We start from the raw sequence: 17,020 nt of genomic DNA, 5'->3' as shown, positions 1-17,020 counted from the left end.
CGTCAGTCGTTAGTGATCAAACGCGTCTGAGAAGGTAATGCTGCGAATACGGTACTTCGATTTGTAATTGAGGATAAAGGCTTTCACGCCTGAAGAGACAGGAAATACGCAATGCACATCCAACCCTTCAAGAAATTGGTTCTCGGCCATATCCCAGAAGCTTTGGATGGAGTTACAGATGACAGTTCTCATTAATGATTTGCTCTTAGTTGTATGGTGATTAACTTCAAGCATTCCGTGCAAATTTTTGTGTGCTTTGTAAGAAAACTTCCACTCATCTCACATAAAACAGCGTACGGATTTTAACCAATTACAGTGGAAGTTGAAAGAGGGTTGGGTAAAAAATGGTCACTTTTTTACCCAACATCCGCTAAGGACAAATCAGATTTTCAGCGCCAGGATTTTTGATTTGCGCTGAAAGTTGTACAGGTTTTGCTTGGCCATCGGCAGGTCTTCCAGAGTGATTTCATGGAAGCCCTGTTCACGAAACCAGTGCAGACTGTGAGTGGTCAGTACAAACAGTCGGGTGATCCCGGCGGAACGACAGCGTTGTTTGACATGGTTGAGCAGCAGCAGCCCGCGGTGACCGTCTCGGTATTCCGGGTCGATGGCGACACAAGCCATCTCGGCCATATGGTCATCCGGGTAAGCGTAGAGCGCGGCACAGCCGATGATCAGACCGTCTTTATCAATGATGGTGAAGCGGTCGATCTCCTGCTCAAGCTGTTCGCGGGAACGCCGTACCAGTACTCCCTGTTCTTCCAGCGGCCGAATCAGGTCCAAAATACCGCCGATGTCATCAATCTGCGCCTGACGTACTTGCTCAGCACTGGCCATGACGATTTGCGTTCCTATCCCATCCAGCGAGAACAGCTCCTGGATCAGTGCACCATCATCTTTATAACTGACCAGGTGACTACGGGGCACACCTGCCCGGCAGGCTGAGATCGCCGCCTTGAGGAAGCGGCGGGTGCCGGTTGAGGTATCGGCTTCAGCATCATTACCATTTTGCTGCAGCAAGATCCGTTCGGCTTCGGCCGGAAATAGTTCGGCGATGGCATTGCCTTCGCTGTCGATGATGCCCTGCTCGGAGCAGAAGCCGATCAATTTGTCGGCCCGCAGTCGGATCGCGACTTCGGTGGCGATCTCTTCTGACAGCAGATTAAACGACTCACCGGTAACGGAACTGGCAATCGGCCCAAGCAGTACGATCGCTTCCTGTTCCAGCATGCGATTGATGCCGGCAATATCGATACGACGAATTCGGCCGCTGTGGCAATAATCGACCCCATCGTCGACACCGAGTGGCTGAGAGATGATAAAGTTGCCACTGACCACATTGAGCTGAGTACCGGCCATCGGGGTATTGTTCAGGCTCATGGACAGCTGAGAAGTGATCTTCAGTTGCAGTTGTCCGGCGGCCTGCATTACCAGTCCCAAAGTATCTTCATCGGTAACCCGGATGCCTTTGTGGTAGGGCGTGGTGCAATCATGCCGGGCCAGGATCTGGTTTATCTGTGGCCGCGCGCCGTGTACCAGGACAATTTTGACGCCAAGACTGTGTAACAGCGCCAGATCACTGATGATGTTGGGAAAATTCTCATCCGCGATCGCTTCGCCGCCCAGCATCACCACCATGGTTTTGTTACGGTGGGCATTCACATAGGGGGCAGACTGGCGGAATCCTTTAACCAGGGCGGTACTACGTATTTTCACTTGCGGCTATCCAATGAATTAATATGTTTAAATATTGCTATTTTATTCAAATCCTAGCAAGTCTTTTTTTGCTCAGAAGATATAGGTAAAGGACGCAGTCATGCCGTGAGGAGCCGAAGTTTAGCGGCAGATAGCGCAATTAAGCGTCGACTGGTTTAAAACGGTGTCAGTCTGTGTCAAAACCTTGCTGTGCCAGTTGAGTTTCACCGGTGGCAGGGTTAGAGTGAGCTACATTCACTCAACCCTTTGGTAACAAGGTTTGTTGCCCTCTGTTCATTATCTGGCAGAGCGACTCAATCTGTAACCAATCCGGACCTTTTCCGGAACCATTCTGGAACCATAAAGGATACTCAGGTGCTGAAAAAACTGTCCCCGCTGACGGCGGCGCTGCTGCTGTTTGGCTGTGCCCAACCTACCGATCGTGCCCAGCAATATCTCGACCAGCCTTTTAACGACACTCTTAATCAGGTGGAGTTGGTGGAGTCCAATAAACCGCGTGATTTTACCGAATTTGAACGACAGGCGACGCTGGTCGTTGATAATTCCCCTTCGATGGCGGCCATCTACCAGCCGCTGTATCAGAAACTGGCCGAGTGGGCGCTGCAGAGCGGTGAGACAGAACAGCTTAGCCAGTATGGCATTCAGGCTGCGCAATTAGGTGGTGGCGATCAGCAGGGTAACGTTATGTTTACCGGCTACTTTTCTCCGGTAATGGAACTGCGTCACCAGCCGGATGATACCTTTAAATACCCGGTTTATCGCAAACCTGACTGCGATCAGGATTGTCCGACCCGGGCCGAGATCTACGCCGGTGCGCTGCAAGGGCTGGGATTGGAACTGGGCTATGCCGCCAATCGTATTGACCCGTTTATTATGGAAGTGCAGGGCAGCGGTTTTGTGCATTATGAAGATGACGACACGCTGGAGTATTACGCTTATGCCGGCAAGAACAATAAAGCTTACGTCAGTATCGGCCGGGTGTTGATTGATCGTGGCGAAGTAGCGCGGGAGAAGATGTCGCTTAAAGCGATTAAAGACTGGGTACTGGCCAACGATGACGACAGCGTGCGCGAGCTGCTGGAGCAGAATCCATCCTATGTCTTCTTTGCCCCGCGTGCCGCTGCGCCGGTAACCGGTACGGCCGGAATTCCTCTGCTGCCGATGGCATCGGTCGCGGGGGATCGCTCCATACTGCCGATGGGTACCCCAATCCTGGCAGAAGTGCCGCTGCTCAATACCGATGGCAGTTGGAGCGGCGCGCATCAATTGCGACTGTTGCTGGTGCTTGATACCGGTGGTGCGGTGAAACAGAATCATCTCGACCTCTATCACGGTATCGGCCCCAGAGCCGGTACGGAAGCGGGCCACTACAAGCACTTTGGCCGGGTTTGGAAACTGGGGCTGGAAAATTCCGCCACTGAATCCCCCTGGGTTATGCCACCGGAAAAGTTACCGTAGGGCGGCTAGACTTTTTTACCAAGAGTGCGTATAAAACGCACTCTTTGTTTATCTTGTTACATTCGGATATCGATTATGCGCGACCTGGATTCTCCAGCTTCAGAAAACTACCAACAACGATTTGGCGGCACACGTCGTCTGTACGGCGATCAGCAACTGGAAATCCTGCGGGCGGCCCATGTCTGTGTGATCGGCATTGGTGGTGTCGGTTCCTGGGCGGCAGAAGCGCTGGCTCGTAGTGGTATTGGCGAGTTGACCCTGATCGATATGGACGATGTCTGCGTCACCAATATTAACCGTCAGATCCATGCCATGTCCGGCACCATTGGCCAGAGCAAAATCGAGGTGATGGCAGAGCGGGTCAGGCTGATCAACCCGGAATGTAAAGTTAACCTGATCGATGACTTCATCACCCCGGACAATCAGCATCTTTACCTGAGCAAAGAGTACGACTATGTGCTGGATGCGATTGACAGCGTAAAAGCCAAAGCGGCGCTGCTGGCCTATTGCCGTAGCAATAAAATCAAAGTCATCACCACGGGCGGCGCAGGCGGCCAGACCGATCCAACCCAGATTCAAGTCGCTGACCTGACCAAAACCATTCAGGATCCGCTGGCGAAAAAAATCAAAGACAGGTTGCGTCGTTTTCATAACTTCCCGAAAAATCCGCAGCGTAAGTTTGGCATTGACTGCGTCTTTTCCACCGAGCAGCTAAAATATCCTCAGGCGGACGGTTCCGTTTGTGCAGTCAAGTCGACCGCCGATGGGCCAAAACGGATGGATTGCGCCAGTGGCTTTGGTGCGAGCACTGTGGTAACGGCCAGTTTCGGCTTTGTCGCGGTGGCACGTATTATCGATAAACTGCTGCAAAAGCACGCCATTCGCCAGTAACTCGCCAGCGCCTGTTTAGGCGCACTAATTCAGTTTTTTAACGGCTAATCAGTCAGACAGGAGCGCGCATGTCGTTATTCCCCCCCTCTATATTTGGTAGTGAGATTGACGCCGAACAGGTGGTGAACACCATGCAGGCACTGCACGGCTGGGAAGACCGCTACCGGCAGGTGATCCAGTGGGGTAAACAACTGCCTGCTATGCCGGAGGAGTTGAAACAGCAACAGGTGTTGGTTTCAGGCTGTGAAAGCCAGGTGTGGCTGGTTGCCGAACACATTGACCAGCAGTTTTACTTTTGTGCCGATTCCGATGCCCGTATTGTCCGTGGTCTGATCGCCATCGCCCTGGCCGCTTTTAACGGTAAAACCGCCGCGCAAATCCAGTCCTTTGATGTGGATGACTATTTTGAGCAACTGGGCCTGCTGAGCCATTTGAGTCCGTCACGGGGCAACGGTTTACGGGCGATTGTCGATCAGATCAAAGCCTTAGCCAGCTAAGCGCCTTTCGCTCAATTACTGGTTAAAATTTAATCATATTGATATTAATGCCTTAGCATTCTCAGGGGTTTACAGCCCTTGTTGAACTCTGGTAAAGACTGTACAATTCGCGCCCTTATAAAAAGTTCGTTCTGTCATTTGAGAGGCATCATGACCACTGAGAAAATCAATCTACTCGATTTTGATCGCAAGGGTATGCGTCAATTTTTCGCTGAGCAGTTGGGCGAAAAGCCGTTCCGTGCCGATCAGGTGATGAAGTGGATCTACCATTTCGGTGTGGATGACTTCCACAAGATGACCAACATCAACAAACAACTGCGCGAAAAACTGCTGCAGCGCTGCGAAGTGAATGCCCCTTACGTGTCTGATGCCCAGCACTCCTCCGACGGGACCATTAAGTGGGCAATGCGCGTGGGCGATCAGGATGTGGAAACCGTCTATATTCCCGAAGACGACCGAGCCACTCTGTGTGTCTCATCGCAGGTTGGCTGTGCGCTGGAATGCAAATTCTGCTCGACCGCGCAACAAGGCTTTAACCGTAACCTGAAGGTGTCTGAAATCATTGGTCAGGTGTGGCGTGCCGCACGTGAAATCGGTCTGGAAAAAGAGACCGGCCGCCGTCCAATCACCAACGTGGTGATGATGGGGATGGGTGAGCCGCTGCTGAACATGAAAAACCTGATCCCATCGCTGGAAATTATGCTGGATGACTTGGGCTTCGGCCTGTCGAAGCGCCGCGTCACGGTATCGACTTCGGGGGTGGTATCCGGACTGGATCAGATGACTGGTAACATCGATGTGGCACTGGCGATATCACTGCATGCGCCGAATGATCAGTTGCGTAGCCAGATTATGCCGATCAATGACCGCTGGGACATCGAAGATTTCCTGGCGTCTGTGCGCCGATACATCGCGTCTTCCAACGCTAACCGGGGCAAGGTCACCATAGAGTACGTATTACTCGACCACGTTAATGATGACATGGACCATGCCCGTGAGCTGGCAGAGCTACTTAAAGATACGCCGTGTAAAATCAACCTGATTCCGTTTAACCCATATCCGGGCTCACCTTATAAGAAGCCGAGCAACTCACGTATTGATCGCTTCCAGAAAACTCTGATGCAATACGACCATACCGTGACGGTGCGAAAAACCCGCGGTGATGATATCGATGCGGCCTGCGGACAGCTGGTAGGCGATGTCATTGACCGGACCAAACGAACCAAACTGAAACAGGCCGCTTCCGGCGAAGTGATTGAAGTAAAATCTTTGTAAGTTTCTTTTATAAACAGCCAGACCGAGTCTGGCTGTTTTTTTATCGACCGGGCATGCAGTTATTGAGCTAGAAGTTAATAAAGACTGTCAACTCCCTATCAATTTGTGTAAAAACCTTGAGCTGGCTGTAAATTCTTTACTGTAGCCGTGTTGTTTAACCCTTATTATCTATTAGAATGAAAAGTTAAAGCTCTAAACCGCGCCAAAAAGTACCTAAAGTACTCGCGCGGTGGGGCAAAATAGACCAATTGGAGAGGACGAACTGATCCTCTGATGAATCCGCTATCTGGTGGAATATCACTACAAACGACAATAAGAAAGGTGTGGCCACTTAGATGACAACCAGAGAAGTACATAGCACATGACCGCTGAACAACAGACAGAGATAGAGACAGAAACAGAACAAGCAACAATTGAAGCCGGTACATTATTAAAACAGCGTCGCGAAGAATTGGGCCTGACCCAACGGCAAATTGCCGATCGACTCAGATTGCGATTGACCATCATTGATAATATCGAGAATAACCAGTTTGAATCCGATCAGGTGGCCATTTTTACCCGTGGTTATCTGCGTTCATACGCCAAAGCCGTCGGCTTACCTGAAAAACAGGTGCTAGCGGCACTGGAACATCGCACTGAAGTGCAGCATCGCGAGCAGCCGATGCAAAGTTTTTCCCGCAAGACCAAGGTTGAAAAGCATAACAGCCGCATTATGACCCTGACATGGGGCATTTTTGCCATCATCATCGGTATTTCTTCTTTGTGGTGGTGGCAAAATCAGCAACAGGATTCGTTCAGTTTCCCGGAAGAGAGTCAACCGGCGCAGGGCGAATTTGCTGAGATGCCAAGTGCTGAGGCTCAAGGCGCTGATATTCAAACCGATAGCGGCGTAGATGCCAGTCAACTAAGCCTTGACCAGTTAACCCCAGTGACTGAACAAGAGAATAGCGCCCAGGAAAGTCAGCCAACTGAAGAATCAGTACCGGCCGACGAAACTGGCCTTGACACATCTTCAGCACAAGATACCTCAGTGGCAGAATCGGTAGATAGCACAGCAGATAACCGCGCCAGTGAAACCGTGGTGAACCAGACCAGTAGCTCTGAAGCAGAAACGGCGGCTCCGGCCGACGACAGTAAATTGCTCAACATGGCATTCAGCGATGACTGCTGGGTTCAGGTTAAAGATGCCGCTGGAAAAGTACTGGTCTCCGGCATAAAACAAGCTGGTCAAACCCTGGCATTAACCGGTGAAGCGCCGTTTCAGGTCATTTTAGGTGCCCCGGAAAACGTTTCAATGACATTTGCGAGTGAACCTGTCGACCTTTCTGGGTATAATTCCGGCAAAGTAGCAAGATTTACTCTACCTTAGACGACTATTATGCAACACGAATCTCCTATTAAACGTCGCCCATCGACTCGAATTTACGTGGGCGACGTGCCTATTGGTGACGGCGCACCGATTGCCGTGCAATCCATGACCAATACCCGAACGACGGATGTCGAAGCCACTGTCGCGCAAATCAGAGCGCTGGAGAAAGTCGGCGCCGATATCGTCCGGGTATCGGTACCGACCATGGATGCTGCTGAAGCATTCAAACTGATCAAACAGCAGGTCAATGTCCCGCTGGTTGCTGACATTCACTTTGACTACCGCATTGCGCTGAAAGTGGCGGAGTACGGTGTGGATTGTCTGCGTATCAACCCGGGTAACATCGGTAACGAGGAGCGCATCCGTTCGGTAGTGGATTGCGCCCGTGACCGCAACATTCCGATTCGCATCGGCGTCAACGGTGGTTCGCTGGAAAAAGATCTGCAGCTTAAATATGGCGAGCCAACGCCGGAAGCGCTGGTGGAATCAGCCATGCGTCATGTCGACATTCTCGACCGGCTTAACTTTGACCAGTTCAAGGTGAGCGTGAAAGCCTCCGATGTATTCCTGGCGGTTGACTCCTACCGGCTGCTGGCTAAGAAAATCGACCAGCCGCTGCACCTTGGCATCACTGAGGCGGGTGGCGCACGTGCCGGAGCGGTTAAATCTTCTGTTGGTCTGGGTATGCTGTTGGCAGAAGGTATCGGTGATACCCTGCGTATTTCACTGGCCGCGGATCCGATCGAAGAGATCAAAGTCGGCTTCGATATTCTTAAATCGTTACGCATTCGCTCTCGTGGTATTAACTTTATCGCCTGTCCAACCTGTTCCCGTCAGGAATTCGATGTGATCGGTACGGTCAACGAGCTGGAGCAGCGTCTGGAAGATATCCTGACACCAATGGACGTGTCAGTGATTGGCTGCGTGGTGAACGGACCTGGTGAAGCGGAAGTGTCGCATCTGGGCCTGGCTGGCAGCAGCAAGAAAAGTGCCTTCTACGAGGATGGCAAACGTCAGAAAGAACGCTTTGACAACGACGATATCGTTAACCAGCTGGAAAGAAAGATTCGCGCGAAAGCGGCGCAGCTGGATGAAAAACAGCGTATTGACGTCAAAATTCAAGATTAATTCATCTCAACCAGATTTCGGTAAGTAATTGTGGCAAAAACTATTCAAGCAATCCGGGGCATGAACGACTGCCTCCCAACCCAATCTCCGCTGTGGCAAAAACTGGAAACCGCAGTTGAGAGTGTCGTCAGCGCCTACGGCTACAGCGAAGTACGGATGCCGATTGTTGAGATGACGCATCTTTTCAGCCGGGCAATCGGTGAAGTGACCGATGTGGTTGAAAAAGAGATGTACACTTTTGAAGACCGTAACGGCGACAGCCTGACTCTGCGTCCGGAAGGGACCGCGGGTTGTGTTCGCGCCGGGATTGAAAATGGTCTGCTGTACAACCAGGAGCAGCGCTTATGGTATATGGGGCCGATGTTCCGTCATGAGCGTCCTCAGAAAGGCCGTTACCGCCAGTTCCACCAGTGCGGTGTCGAAGTGTTTGGCCTCAATGGACCAGATGTCGATGCTGAGCTGATCATGATGACGGCGCGTCTGTGGCGTGAACTGGGTATCGACCAGCATGTGCGTCTGGAGCTGAACTCCATCGGTTCATCGGAAGCGCGTGCTGACTACCGTACCGCATTGATTGCCCACCTGGAGCAGCATATTGATGTGCTGGATGAAGACAGCAAACGCCGCATGCACACCAACCCACTGCGGGTGCTAGACAGCAAAAATGGCGCTGTGCAGGCGATCCTGGTCGATGCGCCACGTCTGTCTGATTATCTGGATGATGAGTCAAAACAACATTTTGCCGGATTATGTGAACTTCTTGACGCCGCAGGTATCGAATACACAGTTAACGAACGCCTGGTGCGTGGCCTGGATTACTACAACCGCACCGTGTTCGAGTGGATTACCGAGAGCCTGGGTGCCCAGGGCACCGTCTGTGGTGGTGGTCGCTATGATGGTCTGGTGGAGCAGTTGGGTGGTAAAGCCACTCCGGCGGTCGGTTTTGCCATGGGGCTGGAGCGTCTGGTATTGATGCTGGAAACGTTACAGCTGGATGCGGTAAGACGTCCGGTAGACGTTTACCTGGTGACCGCCGGTGAAGGTACCCTGATGGCTGGCATGAAACTGGCAGAACAGTTGCGTGAACAAGTGGCCGGACTGCGGGTGATGACCCACTTTGGTGGCGGTAACTTCAAGAAACAGTTTAAACGTGCCGATAAAGTCGGTGCGGCAGTGGCTTTGGTGCTGGGCGAAAATGAAGTCGCCGAAGGTACCGTAGTGCTGAAAGATCTGGCAGGCGGCGAACAGTCGACCTGGCTACAGTCAGAGGTCGCATCTCAGTTGCAGGCTCTGGTGTAATACAGCTGGAAATTACCAAAGTGGTTGGTGATACCGACCGCTTTACATAGATATGAGGACGTTAAGTGGAACTCTACGATACTGAAGAACAACAAGTCGAAGCGATCAAGGATTGGTGGAAAGAGAACGGCAAATCGATCATTTTCGGTACTATCATCGGCCTCGGTGGCCTGTTTGGTTGGCGCTATTATCAGGACAGCGTTCAGACAGCTCAGGAAGCGGCTTCCACTGCTTACACCAAAACGATTCAGACTTTGCAGGCGCAAGGGGCTGACGCAGAAGCTCAGGTCAGCAGTTTTATTGATGCGAATCAGGACAGTGAATACTCGGTACTGGCGGCACTGCAACTGGCAAAAGTGCAAGTAGAAGCAGAAAACCTGGAACAGGCAAAACAGCAACTGGTGTGGGCGAAAAACCACAGTAAAGATGCCGCGCTATTGTCAGTGATTTCATACCGTCTGGCCCGTATTGAGGCGGAACTGACCAATTATGATGCTGCACTGACTGAGCTTGGCAGCATTACAGATTCTGGTTGGAATGGCCGTGTGGCAGAGCTGCGCGGTGATATTCTGTTGAGCAAGGGCGATGCTGATGCTGCGCGTACGGCTTATACCGAAGCCAGCCAGGCAGAAGATGCCAGCCCAACACTACAGATGAAACTGGACGACTTGGCCAAGTAAGGGCTTAACGGGATGAAAAAACTGTTAAAAACACTGCTGTTACCCACACTGGCTGCCGGTGCGTTGATCGGCTGTGCCAGCGAAGAGGACACCATTATTATGGCGCCTGTTCCTCAGGTCAGCAGTGAGTTTACGCCAGATTCTGAATGGTCGACCAAGATTGGTGAAGGCGTAGGCCACTATTTCTCCAAGCTGGTCCCGGAGTATGCCTACGATAAAATCTTCGTCGCCAGTCGCGACGGCAAAGTTGAGGCTCTGGATCCAGACAGTGGTAAACGCCTCTGGCAACAGGACTTACAGCAGGGCGATAGCCCCGAGCGATTAGCCGGCGGAATCCTGGCGGCATACAGCAAACTCTTTATCGGCAGTGAAAACGGCCAGATGATCGCACTGGATGCCGAGTCTGGTGAGCTGTTGTGGCGGGTTGATGTCGACGGAGAAGTACTGGCAAAACCGGCTGCCGATGCCAACCTGGTGATTGTTCATACCAGTCGCGGCATTCTGCTGGCACTGGACAGTGAAACCGGTGAGCAGAAATGGACCATCAGCAGTGACGTGCCAAACCTGACTCTGCGGGGCGTGTCTGCACCAACCACCACATCCGGTGGTGTGTTCTGGGGCACCGCTAATGGTCGTTTATCTGCGGCCATTGTCGAACGTGGCCAGCTGATATGGCAACAACCGATCGGCAGTCCTCAGGGCTCTACGGAAATTGATCGCCTGGTGGATGTGGATGCCGCTCCGGTATTGATCGGTAGCAACATGTATATTGTTGGTATCAATGGTCAGTTAACCGCTATCGATTTGCGTTCTGGTAACCCTGCCTGGAAACGTAAGTACTCGTCGGCGACCGATCTGGTGACGGATGGTCGCAGATTGTACCTGGTGACGGACAAAGATCACCTGGTGGCAGTCGATGCGCGAAGCGGAACCGAACTCTGGACCAACGAGCAGCTGGAGCACCGTCTGCTGACTGCACCGGCTATCGTCAAAGGTTATCTGGTGGTGGGCGATAGTGAAGGTTACCTGCACTGGCTCAGCCGCAGCAGCGGAGAATTTGTCGCTCAGCAAAAGGTCGATGATTCAGGCTTTGCTGTTCCGCCGCTGGCATTGCCAGATGGTTACCTGACGATCACCCGAAGTGGATTGGTAAATAAACTAACGATCGACCAATAATATCGTGATATAATTCACATTCGGCTCCTGGCTGGTAACAGTTAGGAGCCGTTTTATTGGGTTAAATTCATACTGTGGTTATAGGTAAAGTTCCTTAAGCAGTGATTAGGCAGCCAGCGGAAGGTTACCTATAACTACATTAATAAAGCTTTTGTAGAGGTTGTTATGATACCTGTTGTAGCTCTTGTCGGGCGTCCTAACGTAGGTAAGTCGACGTTGTTTAACCGTCTGACCCGCACTCGTGATGCGCTGGTGGCGGATTTTCCCGGCTTAACCCGTGACCGCAAATATGGTCAGGCCAAACTGGGCGAACACGAATTTATTGTTATTGATACCGGCGGTATCGATGGTAGTGAAGAGGGCGTGGAAACCAAAATGGCGGAACAGTCACTGGCGGCGATCGATGAAGCCGACGTAGTGCTGTTTATGGTGGATGGCCGGGCAGGGCTAACGGTTGCCGATGAAGCGATCGCCCAGCATCTGCGTAAAATTGAAAAGCCAGCCATGCTGGTGGTTAATAAAGTCGATGGCATTGATGCGGACGCTGCCAGTGCGGAATTCTGGCAACTGGGTATGGATTCCATGTACCAGATCGCTGCAGCGCACGGCCGCGGTGTCGGTGCCCTGATCGACCGGGCACTGAACCCGTTCGCCGAACAACTGCAGGCACAGTTGGCCGGAGAAATCGAAGACCTGACTCAATTTGAAGATCAGGAACCCGAGCAGTTGGATTACACCGAAGAGGAAGCCGAGCAGGAGTTTCAGCGTCTGCAGGATCAGCCGATCAAGCTGGCAATTATCGGTCGACCAAACGTCGGTAAATCGACCCTGACCAACCGTATTCTCGGCGAGGAACGGGTAGTCGTGTTTGATATGCCAGGCACCACGCGTGATTCTATCTATATACCGATGGAGCGCGATGAGCGTGAATATGTGCTGATTGATACCGCCGGTGTACGACGCCGCAAGCGGATCAATGAGACGGTGGAAAAATTCTCGGTAGTTAAAACGCTGAAAGCGATCGAAGACGCCAACGTAGTGTTACTGGTGATAGATGCGCGAGAAAATATCTCCGATCAGGACCTTAGTCTGCTTGGGTTTGCTCTCAATGCCGGTCGTTCGATTGTTCTGGCGGTCAATAAATGGGACGGCCTGGATACCGATGTCAAAGAGCAGGTGAAAAAAGAGCTCGACCGCCGTTTAGGCTTCGTTGACTTTGCCCGTATTCACTTTATTTCTGCGCTGCATGGTACCGGAGTCGGTCACCTGTTTGAGTAAGTGCAGGAAGCGTATAAATCCGCGACGACCCGTGTTGGTACCTCTGTATTGACCCGTATTCTGAAAATGGCCACTGAAGATCATCAGCCACCTATGGTGCGCGGACGGCGGGTGAAACTGAAGTATGCCCACGCTGGTGGATACAACCCGCCGATTGTGGTGGTGCACGGTAACCTGGTGAATGAGCTACCGGATTCTTACAAGCGCTATCTGATGAACTACTACCGTAAGTCATTGGAAATCATGGGTACTCCGATCCGTATTCAGTTCCAGAGCAGTGATAACCCATTTGAGGGTAAAACCAGCAAAATGACGCTGTCGCAGGAACGTAAACGGAAGCGACTGATGAGCATGGTTAAAAACCGCAATAAAAAATAAATTACGCAGTAGCGCCTGACAGTTGTCAGGCGTTTTTTTATCATCGGATAATACTTTGACTCACGATAAACGCAAAGCGAGCAAAACTATGTCACTACAGCCGACTCTCAGCTTTTTTTGCCACCAAACCTGGCAAATGCAGGCGACCGTACAACGCCTTGAACGACAAGATGGAATTTTCTGTCTGATCACCGATCGCTCGCCTTTTCACCCGGTCAGTCATATCTGGCCGGATCATCCCGCAGACCAAGGTCAGGTAAGCAGTACGACAGAGAACTGGGACGTAACCGACTGCCAAATGGGTGCGGTGTGTCTGGAAACTGATGAGCTGTTTATTGGCAAGCATATTCCGGTAAAGCGCGGCGAAGAAGGCTGGATATTTGTTGTGGTGCACTGCATCCGTTCAGTAGGGCAACCCTGTACGCTTGCTCACGGGGATACCGTGACATTGCAAGTCGACCAGGATTACCAGTTGAAGCTTAGCCAGGGGCACAGTGCCGGGCATATAGCAGCGTTGGCCCTGAACAAGGTACTGGCGGCAGGCTACTGGCGCAAGCAGCCGGACAGGCTTGATACCCACGGTTTCCCCGATTTTAACAGTTACGCCCAGCACACTAGTCAGGTGATCCCTGCCGGTTGCATCGATGTTTATCGACTGGGCAAAACCTTGCGTAAGCGCGGTTTAAATCACCTGCTGCTACTCGATGAATTAGACGCTATCGCTGAAAAGGTTAATCAGCAACTGTCAGTGTGGTTAGCACAGAAGCGCCCGATTGAAATGAACTGCCATGGGCCGGCAATCACAGACAGCCGTTACTGGCACTGTGATTTGGGTGAAGTGACTCCGGCGGTAATTCCCTGCGGTGGTACCCATGTCACCACGACCAGACAACTGCAGCAGATAACCGTCAGTCTGTGTCAGATAGATGACCAGCATATTGAAATGCGCACATCCGTAACTCAGTCAGTGTAAAACGATCTTTTTATATAATTTCATTAATATGGGTTTTGTATTGTATTTGTGAGATTTTATATCGTTAAAAATCCAAAAACAGGACATGTAACTTATGCTTTCGAGGTGTGGTTATATAAATGTTCTTTAGAAGCCAGATCGCTGATCAAAAGGTAAAGAGCCGGAGATCGGGAAAAGATCTTAAAATTGACCGCCAGTTTTGCCACTTGTTATGCAATGGTGTTAATATTATCTAGCTCAATAAATATAGAATAACAACGATAACATAGTCATAACGGCGGTTGCCATGGAACGAAGTCGCTTATTAAATGCTCATCGGGCAATGAACCATTTACTCAAAGATCTGGCGCTAGGAATGGATAAAGATCGCCTCAATCAGGAGATCATTTCCCTGTCGGAGCAGATGTTCGGTCAACGCAAGGCGTCGATACTGCGCCTGGCTGAGAATAAGCTGTATATCGAGTGCTCTCCCAGTTTGCCTGATTTCTATAATCAGGCTATTAATGGCATCGATATCGGTGCGGATGTTGGTTCGTGCGGAGCGGCTGCATTTCACAAGCAGTTGATCGTGGTGAGTGACATAGACAGGCATCCTAACTGGCAAGTATTTCTTAAGCTCACTCAACCAGCCAATCTGCACGCATGCTGGTCGGTACCGATCATTTCCTCACAGAATATCGTGCTAGGCACTTTCGCCATTTATAGTGATACACCGAGTGATCCCCGCCCTTATGAACTGGAAATTCTTGAGACACTGGCCTCGGTGTATGCCGTGGCAATGGAAAAATTTCAGTTGGAAAAACAGCTACGCTTTCACGCCAGCCGAGATCCGTTAACCCTGTGCCTTAACCGACGGGCGCTGTTGCAGGAAGTCGAACAGGCTCTGCTTTGTCCGGTTGACACCCAAACAGTAGTCGGCTGCTTTTTTGCCGATGTAGATGATTTTAAAGCCATCAATGATCATTATGGGCACGACGTGGGTGATGCCGTTCTGAGCCAAGTCGCTAACAGGTTTACCCAGCAGTTGGGCAGTTTGTCATTGGTCGGCCGCTACGGTGGCGATGAGTTTGTCGCTTTTGAGCGTTTTGAGTCGACGGCTGATTTTGAACTCTTCTATCATCAGCTTAGGCAAAGTTTGTGCGATATTGTGCTCGATGATGGCTCACTGGTTAGCGTTAGCCTCGGTAGCAGTATTGCGGAGCAAGGGCATCGATTAAAGACCGATGAACTGATCCGAACTGCCGACCAGGCCATGTATCGTCTCAAAGCCGCCAAGCGCAATAAGCATGACAGAGATCAACATCACATTCGGCTAACTAAGTGAAAATTTAGTTATTGCTAATATTGAGGTGAATTATGAGTGATAATCTTTGTCCTGACTGCCGCCAGCCATTAGATTGGCAGGGGCATTACTACTGCAGCCATTGCCAGCAAAGATACGTAAAATTAGCCCATTGCCCTGATTGTCCGGCTGAGCTGGAAAAACTGCAAGCTTGCGGTGCCGCCAGTTATTTTTGCCCCCAATGTAATGAATTGAAGTCTAAGTCTCGGGTCCGGATTAGTTTTCAGCGCGATGACTCGATCACTGAGGAATAAATTTCGCCATCCTGCACTTGGGTGACCAACTGATCGCCCGCTTTTACCTGACTTGCCTGACTGACCACTTTTCCATCGACCAGTCGGGTAATAGAATAGCCCCGCTTTAATGTCGCCAGCGGGCTGACTGCATCCAGGGTTTCTGCACTGAGCACCAATTGATGACGCTTTTCTTTCAAGTGTGCCTGAATGGCGAGTTCCAAACGGGTCTGCAATTGTTGGATGTTTTGTCGCTGGCTCTTAACCAACTGATCCGGCGCGTGCTGATTTAGCCGATATTGTAAATTATCCAGTCGCTGCTGCGAGCGGTAGTGTTGATGACTAACAGCGCGTTGCAGGCGTAGCGTCAGATCGTCCAGTTGCTGCGCCTGGCGCAGCAATTGATGCTGGGGATGAAGCCGTTCCAGGCCATGTTGTAACTGGCTGAGCTGTTTTTGTTGCTGATGCAGGTAGTAGCGGATCGACCCAGTCAGACGTTGCTGCAAATTGGCCAGGGTCTGGTGCTTATGTTGGCTGTCACGACTAACCAGCTCGGCGGCGGCCGAAGGGGTAGGGGCGCGCATATCGGCCACATAATCGGCGATGGTGACATCGATTTCATGGCCGACCGCACTGATGATCGGAATCTGGCTGGCTGCGATGGTACGGGCAACGATTTCATGGTTAAAACACCATAAGTCTTCCAGCGAACCGCCGCCGCGGCCGACGATCAACACATCGCATTCTGCCCGGCTGTTAGCCCGGCCAATCGCCTGGGCAATCTGAATCGCGGCCTCTTCGCCCTGAACCATAGTCGGGTAGATCACCACCGGCAAACTGGAGTCGCGTCGTTTCAGCACATCCAGAATATCAAACAGTGCCGCACCTGTGGTGGAGGTGATGATCCCAACCCGTTTAGGGTGCTCAGGTAACGGCTGCTTGGTTGCCTGGGCAAACAGACCTTCCGCGGCTAGTTGCATCTTAAGCTGTTCGAACTGTTGCTGTAACCTGCCATCCCCTTCCGGCTGCATACTTTCAACGATCAGTTGATAGTCGCCACGAGGCTCATAAAGAGATAAGCGCGCTCTGACTAATACCTGGGTGCCATTTTTGGGTGTGAAACTCACCCGGCGGTTGTTGCCTTTGAACATGGCACACTTAACTTGGGCGCGGCTGTCTTTGAGCGTGAAGTACCAATGGCCGGATACCGGCGCGGCAAAATTGGAGATTTCGCCAATCAACCAGACAAGACCCATTTCATTTTCAAGCAGTAAGCGAACTTCTGCATTAAGACGAGAGACAGTGAAAATGTTTTGGTTACTCGAGG

15 protein-coding genes and 1 pseudogene are annotated in these 17,020 nt (G+C 51.4%); 13 read left to right on the top strand and 3 right to left on the bottom strand.

Going from position 1 to position 17,020, the window contains the following annotated elements; translation table 11 throughout:
• Positions 1-9 precede the first annotated feature (9 nt).
• Together ACQY6F_RS03715 and argA are read right to left on the bottom strand one after the other, a co-directional pair.
• Entirely contained in the window at positions 10-192 is a 183-nt protein-coding gene (locus ACQY6F_RS03715) for a hypothetical protein (RefSeq protein ID WP_428772277.1), read from the bottom strand.
• Positions 193-381: 189 nt separating this feature from the next.
• Positions 382-1,716, bottom strand: coding sequence for an amino-acid N-acetyltransferase (gene argA / locus ACQY6F_RS03710; RefSeq protein WP_428772276.1), 1,335 nt, complete (start codon positions 1,714-1,716; stop codon positions 382-384).
• Between the two features lie 354 nt (positions 1,717-2,070).
• On the opposite strand from argA, the gene mltA reads away from it, so the two are divergent.
• The 13 genes and pseudogenes from mltA (at position 2,071) to ACQY6F_RS03645 (ending at position 15,714) form a co-directional block, all read left to right on the top strand.
• Positions 2,071-3,174, top strand: coding sequence for a murein transglycosylase A (mltA, locus tag ACQY6F_RS03705; RefSeq protein ID WP_428772274.1), 1,104 nt, complete (start codon positions 2,071-2,073; stop codon positions 3,172-3,174).
• A 75-nt stretch (positions 3,175-3,249) separates the two neighbouring features.
• Positions 3,250-4,065, top strand: coding sequence for a tRNA cyclic N6-threonylcarbamoyladenosine(37) synthase TcdA (gene tcdA / locus ACQY6F_RS03700; protein ID WP_428772273.1), 816 nt, complete (start codon positions 3,250-3,252; stop codon positions 4,063-4,065).
• 68 nt (positions 4,066-4,133) lie between these two features.
• The gene (gene csdE, locus ACQY6F_RS03695) at positions 4,134-4,562 is read left to right on the top strand and encodes a cysteine desulfurase sulfur acceptor subunit CsdE (RefSeq protein WP_428772271.1); all 429 of its coding nucleotides are present in this window, start codon (positions 4,134-4,136) and stop codon (positions 4,560-4,562) included.
• Between the two features lie 150 nt (positions 4,563-4,712).
• Positions 4,713-5,837, top strand: coding sequence for a bifunctional tRNA (adenosine(37)-C2)-methyltransferase TrmG/ribosomal RNA large subunit methyltransferase RlmN (locus ACQY6F_RS03690; protein ID WP_428772270.1), 1,125 nt, complete (start codon positions 4,713-4,715; stop codon positions 5,835-5,837).
• A gap of 361 nt (positions 5,838-6,198) precedes the next feature.
• On the top strand, positions 6,199-7,206 hold the full coding sequence (gene rodZ / locus ACQY6F_RS03685) for a cytoskeleton protein RodZ (RefSeq protein WP_428772269.1): 1,008 nt from the start codon (positions 6,199-6,201) through the stop codon (positions 7,204-7,206).
• A gap of 9 nt (positions 7,207-7,215) precedes the next feature.
• On the top strand, positions 7,216-8,334 hold the full coding sequence (gene ispG, locus ACQY6F_RS03680; protein WP_428772267.1) for a flavodoxin-dependent (E)-4-hydroxy-3-methylbut-2-enyl-diphosphate synthase: 1,119 nt from the start codon (positions 7,216-7,218) through the stop codon (positions 8,332-8,334).
• Between the two features lie 30 nt (positions 8,335-8,364).
• A complete protein-coding gene (gene hisS / locus ACQY6F_RS03675; RefSeq protein WP_428772266.1) occupies positions 8,365-9,633 on the top strand; it encodes a histidine--tRNA ligase in 1,269 nt (422 codons plus the stop codon).
• Between the two features lie 65 nt (positions 9,634-9,698).
• Positions 9,699-10,313 (top strand): YfgM family protein, encoded by a 615-nt coding sequence (locus tag ACQY6F_RS03670; protein WP_428772264.1) that lies wholly within the window; start codon positions 9,699-9,701, stop codon positions 10,311-10,313.
• A gap of 12 nt (positions 10,314-10,325) precedes the next feature.
• Positions 10,326-11,489 (top strand): outer membrane protein assembly factor BamB, encoded by a 1,164-nt coding sequence (gene bamB, locus ACQY6F_RS03665; RefSeq protein WP_428772263.1) that lies wholly within the window; start codon positions 10,326-10,328, stop codon positions 11,487-11,489.
• A 165-nt stretch (positions 11,490-11,654) separates the two neighbouring features.
• Positions 11,655-13,145: pseudogene (gene der / locus ACQY6F_RS03660) on the top strand (ribosome biogenesis GTPase Der).
• Positions 13,146-13,233: 88 nt separating this feature from the next.
• Positions 13,234-14,118 (top strand): alanyl-tRNA editing protein, encoded by an 885-nt coding sequence (locus ACQY6F_RS03655; RefSeq protein WP_428772261.1) that lies wholly within the window; start codon positions 13,234-13,236, stop codon positions 14,116-14,118.
• Between the two features lie 286 nt (positions 14,119-14,404).
• A complete protein-coding gene (locus tag ACQY6F_RS03650; RefSeq protein ID WP_428772260.1) occupies positions 14,405-15,442 on the top strand; it encodes a diguanylate cyclase in 1,038 nt (345 codons plus the stop codon).
• A 32-nt stretch (positions 15,443-15,474) separates the two neighbouring features.
• Entirely contained in the window at positions 15,475-15,714 is a 240-nt protein-coding gene (locus ACQY6F_RS03645; protein WP_428772258.1) for a zinc ribbon domain-containing protein, read from the top strand.
• On the opposite strand, the gene xseA is transcribed toward ACQY6F_RS03645, so the two are convergent.
• Entirely contained in the window at positions 15,684-16,949 is a 1,266-nt protein-coding gene (gene xseA, locus ACQY6F_RS03640) for an exodeoxyribonuclease VII large subunit (protein ID WP_428772326.1), read from the bottom strand. The two genes, ACQY6F_RS03645 and xseA, sit on opposite strands and share 31 nt — an antisense overlap.
• Positions 16,950-17,020: the final 71 nt, after the last annotated feature.

Source organism: Vibrio sp. (assembly GCF_050299255.1).
Classification (GTDB): Bacteria; Pseudomonadota; Gammaproteobacteria; order Enterobacterales; family Vibrionaceae; genus Vibrio.
The sequence above is the reverse complement of the archived record's forward strand: the minus strand, read 5'-3'. Positions and strand labels throughout refer to the sequence as shown.